This is a genomic window from Aeromicrobium sp. (assembly GCF_036675695.1).
Lineage (GTDB): Bacteria > Actinomycetota > Actinomycetes > Propionibacteriales > Nocardioidaceae > Aeromicrobium.
Genome location: NZ_JAKFEL010000151.1, coordinates 12,432 through 24,749, shown reverse-complemented (window position 1 = coordinate 24,749; position 12,318 = coordinate 12,432). Strand labels below are relative to the sequence as shown.

The window sequence follows — 12,318 nt, the reverse complement described above, 5'->3', positions numbered from 1 at the left end:
GCATGACTCTCGTCACGATCGACAGCAACGCAGCTGAGCCGCCGTATGAGCAAGTACGTCGTCAGATCGCAGACAGTGCGGCAAAGGGGACGCTGAAGGCCGGTCACAAGCTGCCGCCCGTACGCCAGCTCGCCGCCGATCTGGGTCTCGCCGTCAACACTGTCGCGAAGGCATATCGAGCACTAGAGACCGATGGTGTGATCGAGACACACGGCCGCGGCGGGACGCTCATAGCGACCCGCAAGATCGGTGACGCTCAGGCGGAGGACGCTGCCGCGACGTACGTACGCATTGCGCGTCGCCAGGGACTGTCGATCGACGAGGCCACGAGGCTCGTCGAGCAGCACTGGGGTTAGCTGCGCTATTCGGCCATCGTGTTGGGCTTGCGCCAGCTGCGCTCGAACGGCAGTCGCCAGGCGCGCGGCGCGATCAGCTGGTGCACGGCGTTCGGACCCCAGGTCGCCGACGGATAGGGCCGTACCGGCGGCGGATCGTTGAGCAGCGGCTCGGAGATCTCCCACAAGCGCTCGATGCCTTCGGCCGTCGTGAACAGCGTCCTCTCGCCGCGCATCGCGTCGTGGATCAGCCGCTCGTACGCCTCCAGCACGTCTCCGGCCCGCTCGGTCTCGTGCATCGCGAACTGCATGCTGAGCTTGTCGAGCCGCATGCCCGGGCCGGGCCGCTTGCCGTAGAACGAGAGCGACATCTTCGACGAGTCCGCGAGGTCGAACGTCAGGTGATCCGGACCGGAAAGGCCAACACCTGAGCCGGTCGGGAACATGCTCTTGGGAGGCTCCCGGAACGCTATCGAGATGATCCGCGCACCTTCGGCCATCTTCTTGCCCGTACGCAGGAAGAACGGCACCCCGGCCCAGCGCCAGTTGTCGATCTCGGCCTTCAGCGCCACGAACGTCTCGGTCTCGGAGTCCCCGGCCACGCCCGGCTCGTCGCGATAGCCGTCGTACTGCCCGCGCACGACGTGCTTCGGGTCGAGGGGCAGCATCGAGCGGAAGACCTTGTTCTTCTCCTCGCTGATCGAGTCGGAGTCCAGTGACGTCGGCGGCTCCATCGCCATGAAGGCCAGGACCTGGAACAAATGGGTGACGACCATGTCCTTGAACGCGCCAGTGCCTTCGTAGAAACCAGATCGACCCTCAAGGGACAGCGTCTCGGGAACGTCGATCTGCACGTGGTCGATGAAGTTGCGGTTCCAGATCGGCTCGAAGAGACCGTTGGCGAAGCGGAACGCCAGGATGTTGAGCGCCGCTTCCTTGCCGAGGAAGTGATCGATCCGGAAGATCTGCTCCTCGGCGAACACCTCGTGGATCTGCGCGTTGAGCGACTTGGCGCTCGCGAGATCCGTTCCGAACGGCTTCTCCATGATGATCCGCGCACGGTCGACCAGGTCGGCGTCGCGCAGGGTGTGCACGACGTCGAGCGCCGCCTTGGGCGGCACACTCAGGTAATGGAGGCGTCGCGGCTCGCCGCCCAGCTCCGCCTCGTGAAGTCTTGCCGCCTTGGCCAGTGCCGCAGAGCCGTCCTTGACGTTGACGTACGACAGCTTGGGCGCGAACGCCGCCCACTGCTCGTCCCTGATCATGCGAGGGCTGAACTCACGCCAGGCCTCCTCCGCGAAGGCTCGGAACGACTCGTCGTCGAACTCGTCGAGCGAAACGCCGATGATGCGTGAGTCGGGTACGAGTCCCGACTGCAGCAGGTGCATCAGCCCGGGCAGCAACTTGCGCCGGGCAAGGTCGCCCGTGGCGCCGAAGAGCACAATCAGGTGCGGATCGCTCACCCGTTCAGGTTAGACCCGCAAGATTGCGCGCAGGTGAACTTCAGGAACGCACTAGATCAGGCGGCGGTCGTTGGCCCAGCGCGTCAGCTCGTGACGACTCGACAGCTGGAGCTTGCGCAGCACGCTCGACACGTGGGTCTCGACCGTCTTGATCGAGATGAACAGCTCCTTGGCGACTTCCTTGTATGCGTAGCCGCGCGCGATGAGGCGCATGACCTCGCGCTCGCGCTCAGTCAGACGGTCGAAGTCCTCGTCGATCTGAGCGACCTCGATCGTGCCAGCGAACGCGTCGAGGACGAACCCGGCCAGCCGCGGCGAGAACACCGCATCTCCAGCGGCGACCCGGTCGATCGCATCGAGCAGCTCGGGGCCGGAGATGTTCTTGGTGACATAGCCACGAGCGCCGGCGCGGATGATGCCGATGACGTCTTCGGCGGCGTCGCTGACCGACAGGGCGAGGAACTTCATGTCGGGATGACGAAGGTGCAGACGTCGTATGACCTCGAGTCCTCCCCCGCCCGGCATGTGCACGTCGAGCAGCACGACGTCGGGCTTGGTCTCGACGAGGATCGCCACGGCACTCTCGACGTCCTCCGCCTCGGCGACGATCTCGACGGGCCCGTCGATCTCGGCGCGGACTCCGCGCCGGAACATCGCGTGGTCGTCGACGATCGCGACGCGCAGGGTGGTCGTCATGAGCTGGTCTCCTCGAATACGTGGTCGGCGTCGCGTACGGGAACGGTCATCGCGACCTCGGTGCCCTGACCGCGCTTGCTGCGGATCGTCACGTTACCTCCGTGGCGTTCGACCCGATCGACGATGGAGCCGCGCACACCCATGCGATCCTCCGCGATCTTGTCGACGTTGAAGCCGACACCGCGATCACGGACGAACACCTGGACGGTCTCGTTGTTGGCCTCGGCGTAGACATCGATGCGATCGACCTTCGCATGTTTGGCGGCGTTGATCATGGCCTCGCGTGCCGCCTTGGCGACAGCGCTGACGTCAGGGTCGAGCGGAGCATCGCCAACAGCGATGACCTCCACCGGTACCTGGTGAGCGTCCTCGACGTCGGCCGCCGATGCCCGCAGAGCCGCGACAAGGGAGTCGCCCGCCTGCTCATCAGTGCCATAGAGCCACGCGCGCAGCTCACGTTCCTGACGTCGGGCGAGAGTGGCCACGGTGGCCTGATCGCCGGCGTTCTTCTGCAGCAGCGCCAGGGTCTGGAGCACCGAGTCGTGCAGGTGCGCCGCAACATCCGCGCGCTCCTGCGAACGTACGAGCGCCCGACGCTCCTCCGTCAGGTCGCCGAGCAGCTTGGTGATCCACGGCCCGAGGATCATCGCGAGGCCGATCAGGGCGACGCCCAGCGCCGCGGCGAGGTCGACCATGGCGCCCCAGCCGCGCTCCTGCGTCAGGAAGTAGAGAGCAGCAAGCGCGATCAGCACTCCGCCAGCTGCGATGCGTACGGCAAAGCCAATGCCGCTGGTCTGCCGCATCCAGCGCCGCCAGGCGACATCGTCGAACTGACGCCAGATCACCGTCAGACCGATGACGGCGACCAACGCGGGTCCGACCAGTGCATCGCTGATGCCTCGCCCGGTGACCTGGAGGAACAGCAGCACGCCAACTCCGACCATGCCAATGGCCAGCGTCTGGAGGATCTCGGCCGAACCGGGGCGGTTGGGGTTCGTACGCAGACCCTGTCGGGTGGCCGCCTCGAGGCCTGGCGTCAGCTCGGGCTGGCGCAGCGGCAGGAAACGCCACAGCAACAGATAGGCGATGATGCCGACGCCGCTGAGCCAGGTTGCCACCACGAAGGCGAGTCGAACATAGAGGACACCCACCCCGAAGTGATCGGCGAGACCGGTCGCGACACCGCCCACCAGCCGCCGGTCCGCCGGTCGGTAGGCACGGCGATAGGGGCTCGCACTGATCTGGGTCACCCAACGATCGTCACACGTGCGCGCGCACAGGCGCTACTAGGGACGACCCTTGTCCACCCTGATCGTCGTTGCAGCAGTTTCAGGGTCGTACCCGATGGTGAGGCCAACGCCAGTCGGCCACGATGGAGATATGAATGACACACACGAAGCGCCTCGCGCCAACGGACCGGACGACGAGTTCGATCCGCAGAAGCTGCGCACCATCGCTGACGTCAAGCGATCCACCGATGACCGATGGGTCGCCGGTGTGAGTTCGGGCGTTGCCAAGTACCTCAACATCGATCCCGTGATCGTGCGCATCGTCATTGCCGTGCTCACGATCGTCGGCGCGGGCGCCATCCTCTACGGCGCCGCCTGGCTGCTGCTGCCGTCCGACGACGCAGACAAGAGCATCGCCGCCGGCTGGTTCAAGCTCGACGACAACGAGGAGCAGGTCCGCAAGATCGGACTCGTCGCAGCGGGCGTCATCGCCGCCTTCTCGGTCCTCGGCGGCCACGACAACTGGTTGTGGGGCACCGGGTGGCTTCTCGTCCCGCTAGCAGCGCTCTACTACTTCTTCGTCGTACGACCCCGCAAGACAGACAAGGAGGCCATCAAGGCGCAGGTCATGGCTGACATGCCGTCGAGCGAGAGGATCACCGCTGACGTCCAGGCCAAGATCGACAAGAAGGTCGCCGAGAAGATCGCCCATGCGCGCCAGCCGAAGTCGAAGGCGCTCACACTGCTCACGCTGTCGCTGATTGCGATCGGCGTCGCCATCACCCGGATCTACGCCGACACCAACGATGACGTGGGCTGGACAACGTACGTAGCCGTCGCTCTCGCGATCACCGGCGTCGGCCTCGTCATCGGGACGTTCTGGGGCCACGGCGGACCACTGATCGCCCTGGGAGTCGTACTCGGCCTGGTGCTGGCCATCGGCTCAGTCTTCCCGAACGGGCGCATCGGCGAGCAGAACCCAACTCCGACGACCGCCGCAGGCGTGGACTCGTCGTACGAACACGGTGTCGGTCTCCTCGAGCTCGACCTGACCGACGTCAACGACCCGACGGCCCTGCTGGGACGCACGATCACCCTGGAGAACGGCGTCGGCCAGACCAAGGTCATCGTCCCCAAGGGACTCAACGTCACGATCGACAGCGAGCTCAAGCTCGGCGAGATCTCGGTGTTCGGCCGCAAGCAGCACGGCACGGAGAACGAGATCCAGCTGCCGGCCACCGGCACAGGCGAGGCTTTGACGATCGAGATCGACCAGCGCATCGGCAACGTCGAGGTGATCCGGTCATGAATCGTCACCCGTTCCGCTGGAGCAGCCTCGCGTTCGGCCTGATGTTCCTGGCCGGTGTCGGACAGTGGGCCGTGTGGAAGCAAGACTGGCTCACTCCACGTGAGCTCAGCCTCGCCTCCTCGGGCGTACTGATCGGACTCGGCCTCCTGGGTGTCATCGCGACGTTCTGGAAGCCCAAACAACTCGCCACAACCCCAAGCCCAGAAGACAACCCGTTCCAAGAGAGAAGTGAAAATGAAGAAGCTGACCCGCAATCCTGATGACAAGTGGCTGGGAGGCGTCTGCGGAGGCCTCGCCGACTACACCGGTATCGATGCCAACCTGGTTCGCCTGATCGTCGTCGTGTGCACGTTGCTCGGCGCCGGCTCGCTGATCCTGGCCTACATCGTCGCGTGGGTGCTGATGCCGGCACGACCGGCTGCAGCCCAGACCGTATGGGCTGCAGCTAGTGACTCTGCAACCACTGAGAGCGAGCCTGCACAGCCGTCGAAGTGAAGTCGGAGAACACTCCGTCGACACCCGCGTCGAAGAACGCAAGATACTCCGCAAGGGCATCACCATGGTCCGCCGTGTTGGTGCCCTTGCGGAGCTCTGTCGGCAAGAAGTTGTTCTCGTTGCGCATCGTCCAGATGTGCACCAGCAGCCCGCTGTCGTGAGCGCGACGCACAAGGCTGGTCTGTCCGGCCAGCCGATAGTCGGCATCACGCTTGATGACCTGGCTCTTGTTCGGCCCGATCCCGTCCGCGTAGGCAGCGATCTTCTCCAGCTCGATCCTTGACGTCAGGCTGCGGTACGTACGAGGGTCACGAGCCGCGACGAGGTCGAAGGGTGCACCTTGGCGATCCATCAGCTGGATCAGCATCAGGGGCGTACGTCCGCGTAGGTCCTTGAGATTGCCCGTCTCCATCGACTGGATGATGATCTTCGACTCGGCCCGGTTCAGCCGACGCCTCTCGAGGTTCGCGATCAGCAGGTCGTTCAGGTTGTGACCAATGCCAGCGAAGTAGGTCGGGTGCTTCGTCTCGACATAGACGCCGACCGGCACGTCACGGTGCTCGCTGGCGTCCTCGGCGATGTTGAGGACCTCGTCGAAGGTCAGGATCTTCTCCCTGTGCGCCAGGGGGATGTTCTGCGGACGCAGCTTCGGCAACCGCTCCTTGACGCGGAGGGTCTTGAGCTCCTCGAGGGTGAAGTCCTCGGTGAACCAGCCCGTGTGCGGCGTGCCATCGACGAACTTGGAGACCTTGCGGTCGGCGAACTCGGGGTGCTCCGCCACATCGGTCGTGCCGCTGATCTCGTTCTCGTGCCTGACAACGAGCACGCCGTCCTTGGTGCTGACGACGTCCGGCTCGATGTAGTCGGCGCCCTGCTCGATGGCAAGGAGGTACGAGGGCCGCGTGTGCTCCAGACGCTCACCGGGAACGCCGCGGTGGCCAATGATGATCGGTGCGGTCACGTCTCAATCACACACCATCTCGTCCGTGGACCAGGCGAACGGCACCGTCGCGGCGCGGGTCTGCCGCAGCGACGAGACGTCCGTCGGGCTTTCGGAGTGTCACGCCGACGCCGCCGTAGTACATCGACGGCTGCGTCTCGACCTTCACGTCCTCGTCGGGGCGGCCGGCACGGTGTACGTGGACGCGAGGGTGATTGACCGCGTCCTGAAGGCCCAGTCCGCCATTGATGAACCCGGCGAGTACCTGGACGATCGCCGTCGTGATGCGGTCCGCGCCAGGTGACCCGATCGCGATCGACGATCCGTCGGGGTGGTGGCCAACCGTCGGCGCCATGTTGGACAGGAGCCTCGTGCCGGGAGCAAGACCGTGCAGCCCTTTGGCGTTGAGCTCTTGCTCGCCGAGGCAGTTGTTGAGCCAGATGCCGGTGCCCTTGGCGATCATTCCCGAGCTGTAGCCGGACGACACCGTGATCGCGCAGGCTCCACCATCACTGTCGGTGGCCGAGACGTGCGCGGTCGATCCGGATTCCAGGACGGCGAGGTGGTCGCGGTCGATCAGGTCCAGGAACGCGGCAGCATCGCGCTCCAGATCCTCGCTGTGGTCCAACGTGTCGAGCCGATGTCCGAGTACCGCGCGCTGCACGCGTACGAGGTGGTCGACATCGGACTCGTCCCATCCATGAGCTGGGTGGCCCTCGAGCAGCCGCAGCATCGCCGCGACGCACACTCCACCGACTGACGGAGGAGGGTTGGTGCCGAGCTGCCACTCGCCGACCGTGCTCATCAGAGACGGTCTGACGATGGGTTTGTACGCCGCCAGGTCGGCCGGGCCGAGGATCCCGCCGCGGTCGATCACGTCATCGCTGATCAGCCGCGCCAGGTCGCCGGTGTGCAGAGCGGACGGCCCTTCCGCAGCGATCAGCTCGAGCGCACCAACCAAGTCGGGCAGCTCGACCAGTCCGGTCGAGATCGAGCCGTCCCGGTCGTGCACGGCAACGCGGCTCTGGTCGTCCCACCCGAAGATGTCGTCGTGGACGTATTCGAGATAGAAGCGCGATGCCGTACCCAGCTGGAAGCCACCTCGGGCGACCTCGACAGCGGGCGCCACCAGCTCACGCCAGGGCACACTCCCCCATCGGGCATGTGTCTCGCCGAACGCAGCCACCGAGCCGTGGCAAGCCACAGAACCCGCGCCGATCGTGACGGTCACCCCACCGCCGTAGTCGGTATGGACGTCCCATGTACCGCTGCCGAGTTCGCGGTCACGACCGGGCATGTCCATCCAGCCGTCGACCGTGTGCGGTGCACTGCCGTCAGGCGGCTGGACCGTGATGAATCCACCGGAGCTCAGCGAGACGATGCCAACCTCGTTGACCATCGTCACCAGCGTTGCGGCGATCGCGGAGTCGATCGCATTGCCGCCCGCCAGCGCAATCTGTTCACCGGCGTCGGCGGCAGCCTCGTTGGGCGCGGAAATCGCAACGTCCGGCATGCCGGAAGGTTATCGGGTCAGGCTGGGAGCGAGACGCCGATACCGCCGAGCGTCTGACCACCGAAGCGCGCGATCTCGGCCTCGAGGTTCAACGGGCTCATGGACTTGCGGGAGTCGAGGACCTCTTGGGTGAGCTGGTCGGCCGGCACCAGCCAGCTGACCTCGAACTCGATGCCGTCAGGATCCTTGGCGTACAGCGCCTTGGTCGTGCCGTGATCCGTGGCACCTGCAAGAGCTCCCGCGTCGGCGAGGCGCTGCCGCGTGGCGGCGAGCTCGTCGAGCGTGTCGACCTCCCACGCGAGGTGGTAGAGACCGACCGTCGTACGCCCTGCTCCCGAATCGCCTGCCTGGGCACCGATCTGGAAGAGCCCGAGGTCATGGTCATTGTTGCTGCCATTGGCCTGGAGGAACGCGGCACCCGGGAACGCCATGACGGTCTTGAAGCCGAGGGTGCTGGCGTAGAACGCAACGCTGGCATCAACATCACGGACGTAGAGCACAGCGTGGTTGAGGCGAGTGACGGGCATGATCGTACTCCTAATTAGTTGAATCTTCATTCATCTTAGCATCTTGATTCGCCCGATAGGGTGAGGACATGGTCTCTCGGCTGTTCGGAAGGGGCTCGTGGCCCGAAGCATCCCGCATAGCCGACATCCTCCGGCAGGAGACGCTGGGCGGAGTTCTTCTGCTGATTGCCGCCGCGGCTGCCATCCTCTTCGCCAACCTGGGCGACGGCTACGCCAAGTTGCGAGACACGGCGTTCGGGCCTGAGTCGCTGCACCTCAACCTGACCTTCGGCGGGTGGGCATCCGACGGCCTGCTGGCGATCTTCTTCTTCGTCGCCGGTCTCGAGCTCAAGCGCGAGTTCGTCGCCGGCGACCTGCGCGACCCGCAGCGTGCTGCGCTCCCCGTCGTCGCCGCGCTCGGCGGTATGGCCCTGCCTGCCCTCGTCTTTGTGGTGTTCAACCTCGGCGGCTCCTTGGAGGGATGGGCGATCCCGACGGCAACCGACATCGCCTTCGCCCTCGCAGTCCTGGCCGTGATCGGCAGCCATCTACCCAGCGGCCTTCGTACGTTCCTGCTCACTCTTGCGGTGGTCGACGACCTGATCGCCATCATCATCATCGCGGTCTTCTACACCTCGTCATTACATCTCAACTACCTGCTGCTCGCGCTGTTGCCGCTCGTGGCGTTCACAGTCTTGGTGCAACGACGGGTCAGCACGTGGTGGGTCTTGCTGCCGCTCGCCGGAGTCACGTGGGCTCTCGTGCACGCCTCAGGAGTCCATGCCACGGTTGCTGGAGTTCTTCTGGCGTTCGCAGTTCCAGTCCGTCGTCAGGACGGGGGTGATGGTGCAGGTCTGGCAGAGCACTTGGAGCACCGATTCCGTCCGCTGTCGGCGGCTATTGCAGTGCCAATCTTCGCGTTCTTCGCCGCCGGAGTGCATGTCGAGGGCCTGGATGGCTTCACGGACGCACTGACCGAGCCGATCACTCTGGGCATCGTCGCCGGCCTGTTTGTCGGCAAGACGGTCGGGGTGTTCGCCGCGACCTGGCTGATGGCCACCTTTACGGGAGCCGAGCTCGACGACGACCTGGCCTGGCCCGACGTGCTCGGAGTCGCCATGCTGGGCGGGGTCGGATTCACGGTGTCACTGCTCATCGGTGAGCTCGCGTACGGCGTCGGCAACCTCACCGATGAGCACGTCAAGATCGGCGTCTTGGTCGGGTCGCTGATCTCCGCAGTCGGGGCGTCCTTGGTACTCGTGGCGCGCAACCGCGTCTACCGCGCAATCGAAGAACGGGAGCAACTCGACGGCGACCACGACGGCATTCCCGATGTCTACAATGACTAGTTCGACATAGTCCTAAAGAACTATCCACACTGTGAATATCACTGTGGAATGAGCATTTTCACCGCCGCTGAAGAGGCCTCGTGGCGGGTCCCTCGAGCACCTCGCCGTCGGGTGAGAAACGCGATCCGTGCAGTGGACAATCCCAGCTCTGCTCGACGTCGTTCCACGACAGCACTCCGCCGAGATGCGTGCACACAGCCGTGACCGAGCACGTACGCCCGCCGACCGTCGACACTCCTGTGGGGACCAGGGACCTGCGACCGACGGTGCCTTCACCCTCGGCCGGCAACTCTGTCGCCGTCCGGGTCTCCGCGGCGACGAGACCCCGCGTACCGGCGACAGCCACTCCTACGTTGATCGATGCGCCGTGTAACACCCCTGAAGGGCGGGTGACGCGGCGGCCCAGCACCTTGGCCCACGAGGGTTGGCTGCCGAGAATCTGCCCTGAGATGCTTCGTGCGGCGGCAACCCCGTTCGTCATTCCCCATTTCGCAAACCCAGTAGCGAGGTAGATGTTGCCCCGCCCGCGCGGAAGCTTGCCGACGTACGGGATCCCGTCGTGCGACTCGTAGTCCTGGGCAGACCAGACGTGGGTCTCGACTGCGTCGGGGAAATGCTCCGACGTCCACTCACGGAGCTCATCGACATGCTCCAGCTCAGAACCGGTACGACCCACCGTGTGCCCGCTCCCTCCGACCAGTAGGAAATCTCCCTCGAGGCCCGGGGCATCGCGAACCGACCGCGTAGAACCTCCGGCCGACAGGTACATCGCCTGGGGTGGACTCGGGTGGCTGAAGGCCAGAGCGTAGGAGCGCTGCGGCTCGAGCTTGGCGAAGTAGAGTCCGCGATCGAGGATCGGCGTGCCCGTCGCCAGCACGACCTTGGATGCTTGGAGCGTCTCCCCGCCCAACAGCTCGACTCGCGGGGTGCCCAGTTTCGACACCCCAACTACGCGGCAGTTCTGGTGGATCGTGCCACCGTGCGACCTCAACTGCTCGGCGAGGGCAGACAGCACGTCCATCGGATCGAACTGCGCCTGGTCCGGCAGAACGGTGGCTCCGTGGACCGGGAACGGGGCATCCAGCGCGTCCTCCCACCGAACGTCCAGGCCGAGCTTCAGGGCCGCGTCATGCTCCTCTCGTGCAGCCGTCACGTCATCCGCGCACCCCGCGTAGGTGATGGCATCGCGGGTCTGGAACGTCACGTCGTGGTCCCTGCAGAAGCGCAGCAACCACTGCTGGCCCTCGCGGTTCGCCTCGACGTACGCCTGCGCGATCCGCTCGGACTGCCGCTGGAGGATCGTGGACAGGCGGGTGCCCTGCAAGAGCGAGAGCTTGGCCGTGGTGTTGCCTGTGGCAACCGCGCCGATGGTGCGAGCCTCGACGAGCGCAACTCGACGACCCGCGCGAGCGAGCAGGAGTGCGGTCGTCAGACCGGTGATCCCTCCGCCAACGACGAGATCCTCGACCTTTCCATCGGTCGGGAGGAGATCATCGGTGATCGGAAGGGAACGGTCGAGCCACAGTGACGTCATGCACGGAGACGTACCCGAGAGCGAGTGAGACAAACAGAAACCGCGGATGCGCACCCTTAGGGTGTGGTCATGGACCTCAGCGAGATCGCCCAGGACCTGTACTCCCAGCCGCCGGGCGACTTCATCGCGGCTCGCAAGGAGAGCGTGGCAGCGGCCCGTGCTGCTGGTGATCTTGCGTTGAGCCAGGCGATCAGCGAGCTCCGCAAGCCCAGCGCCGCGGCTGTCGTGATCAACCTGCTGGCGCGCAACAGCGAAGAGCTCCTGCAAGAGGTCGTCGATCTCGGCGAACATCTGCGCGAGGCCCAGGAACAAGGTGACGGCGCCCGTTTGCGCGAGCTGAACGGTGAGCGCAAGGCCCTGCTCAGGCAGCTCGCAGCCGAGGGAGCCGAACTGGCCCGCGACCACGATGTCTCGTTCAGCTCTGCGGTCGCGAACGGCGTCGAGGAGACGATCAAGGCCGCACTCGCGAGCCCTGAGGCTGCCAGAGCCGTACAGGCTGGACTCCTGGTGTCGGCGCTCTCCGGAGCCGGGATGGGCTTCGTCGACCTGTCCGACAGCGTTGCGCTGCCCGATTTTGAGCTGAAGCCCCGCGAGGACCGACCCCGGGAACGCAGGCTCACGGCCGTCCCCGACCTCCCAGACCCCAAAGCCGCTCGCGAGGATGCCGCACGCGATCTCGTCGCTGAGGCGTCCGATGCGGCGGACCAGGCCGACACCGACCTCAAGGAGAGCGAGACGGCGTACGAGGCGAACGAGCTGGCACGGGCCGAGCTGCACCAACGCATCGAAGACCTGAAGAAGGAGCTCCAGACGCTTCAGGAAGATGTGGCCGAAGCAGATGCCGACTCACGAGGTCTCCAACGTGCCGTCACTCAAGCCACGAAGGCTCGCGATGCGGCCCACAAGGAGCTGGCCAGGGCCAAGGAGCGGCTGGACCGCCTCAGCTAGA

General features: G+C 65.4%; 13 protein-coding genes. 6 read left to right on the top strand and 7 right to left on the bottom strand.

What is annotated here, in order from left to right; genetic code table 11:
- Positions 1–2 precede the first annotated feature (2 nt).
- Positions 3–356 (top strand): GntR family transcriptional regulator, encoded by a 354-nt coding sequence (locus V6M39_RS09840; RefSeq protein WP_332643644.1) that lies wholly within the window; start codon positions 3–5, stop codon positions 354–356.
- A 5-nt stretch (positions 357–361) separates the two neighbouring features.
- On the opposite strand, the gene zwf is transcribed toward V6M39_RS09840, so the two are convergent.
- Genes zwf through V6M39_RS09825 form a run of 3 tightly spaced genes read right to left on the bottom strand, consistent with a single transcriptional unit; the run spans position 362 to position 3,744 of the window.
- A complete protein-coding gene (zwf, locus tag V6M39_RS09835; RefSeq protein WP_332643643.1) occupies positions 362–1,798 on the bottom strand; it encodes a glucose-6-phosphate dehydrogenase in 1,437 nt (478 codons plus the stop codon).
- A 51-nt stretch (positions 1,799–1,849) separates the two neighbouring features.
- Entirely contained in the window at positions 1,850–2,494 is a 645-nt protein-coding gene (locus V6M39_RS09830; RefSeq protein ID WP_332643642.1) for a response regulator transcription factor, read from the bottom strand.
- On the bottom strand, positions 2,491–3,744 hold the full coding sequence (locus V6M39_RS09825; protein ID WP_332643641.1) for a PspC domain-containing protein: 1,254 nt from the start codon (positions 3,742–3,744) through the stop codon (positions 2,491–2,493). The genes V6M39_RS09830 and V6M39_RS09825 overlap by 4 nt, the downstream gene beginning before the upstream one ends.
- Before the next feature lie 130 nt (positions 3,745–3,874).
- Here V6M39_RS09825 and V6M39_RS09820 point away from each other — a divergent pair, with 130 nt between their 5' ends.
- From V6M39_RS09820 to V6M39_RS09810, 3 genes are read left to right on the top strand one after another with little or no spacing between them, the layout of a single operon-like run.
- On the top strand, positions 3,875–5,032 hold the full coding sequence (locus V6M39_RS09820) for a PspC domain-containing protein (protein ID WP_332643640.1): 1,158 nt from the start codon (positions 3,875–3,877) through the stop codon (positions 5,030–5,032).
- Positions 5,029–5,292 (top strand): hypothetical protein, encoded by a 264-nt coding sequence (locus V6M39_RS09815; protein WP_332643639.1) that lies wholly within the window; start codon positions 5,029–5,031, stop codon positions 5,290–5,292. Before V6M39_RS09820 ends, V6M39_RS09815 begins: the two co-directional genes overlap by 4 nt.
- Positions 5,267–5,527, top strand: coding sequence for a PspC domain-containing protein (locus V6M39_RS09810; RefSeq protein ID WP_332643638.1), 261 nt, complete (start codon positions 5,267–5,269; stop codon positions 5,525–5,527). Before V6M39_RS09815 ends, V6M39_RS09810 begins: the two co-directional genes overlap by 26 nt.
- Here the strand turns inward: V6M39_RS09810 and V6M39_RS09805 are convergent.
- Genes V6M39_RS09805 through V6M39_RS09795 form a run of 3 tightly spaced genes read right to left on the bottom strand, consistent with a single transcriptional unit; the run spans position 5,478 to position 8,507 of the window.
- Positions 5,478–6,488 (bottom strand): glycerophosphodiester phosphodiesterase, encoded by a 1,011-nt coding sequence (locus V6M39_RS09805; protein ID WP_332643637.1) that lies wholly within the window; start codon positions 6,486–6,488, stop codon positions 5,478–5,480. The genes V6M39_RS09810 and V6M39_RS09805 overlap by 50 nt on opposite strands.
- Before the next feature lie 7 nt (positions 6,489–6,495).
- Complete coding sequence (locus V6M39_RS09800; RefSeq protein ID WP_332643636.1) at positions 6,496–7,980, bottom strand: gamma-glutamyltransferase; 1,485 nt, start codon at positions 7,978–7,980, stop codon at positions 6,496–6,498.
- Between the two features lie 17 nt (positions 7,981–7,997).
- Positions 7,998–8,507, bottom strand: a complete 510-nt coding sequence (locus V6M39_RS09795) for a VOC family protein (RefSeq protein WP_332643635.1) — start codon at positions 8,505–8,507, stop codon at positions 7,998–8,000.
- 68 nt (positions 8,508–8,575) lie between these two features.
- Here V6M39_RS09795 and nhaA point away from each other — a divergent pair, with 68 nt between their 5' ends.
- Positions 8,576–9,835, top strand: coding sequence for a Na+/H+ antiporter NhaA (gene nhaA / locus V6M39_RS09790; RefSeq protein ID WP_332643634.1), 1,260 nt, complete (start codon positions 8,576–8,578; stop codon positions 9,833–9,835).
- A 58-nt stretch (positions 9,836–9,893) separates the two neighbouring features.
- Here the strand turns inward: nhaA and V6M39_RS09785 are convergent, their stop codons facing one another.
- The gene (locus V6M39_RS09785; protein WP_332643633.1) at positions 9,894–11,369 is read right to left on the bottom strand and encodes an FAD-dependent oxidoreductase; all 1,476 of its coding nucleotides are present in this window, start codon (positions 11,367–11,369) and stop codon (positions 9,894–9,896) included.
- A 69-nt stretch (positions 11,370–11,438) separates the two neighbouring features.
- Between V6M39_RS09785 and V6M39_RS09780 the strand changes: the two genes are divergently transcribed.
- The gene (locus tag V6M39_RS09780; RefSeq protein WP_332643632.1) at positions 11,439–12,317 is read left to right on the top strand and encodes a hypothetical protein; all 879 of its coding nucleotides are present in this window, start codon (positions 11,439–11,441) and stop codon (positions 12,315–12,317) included.
- The last annotated feature ends 1 nt before the right edge of the window (position 12,318 follow it).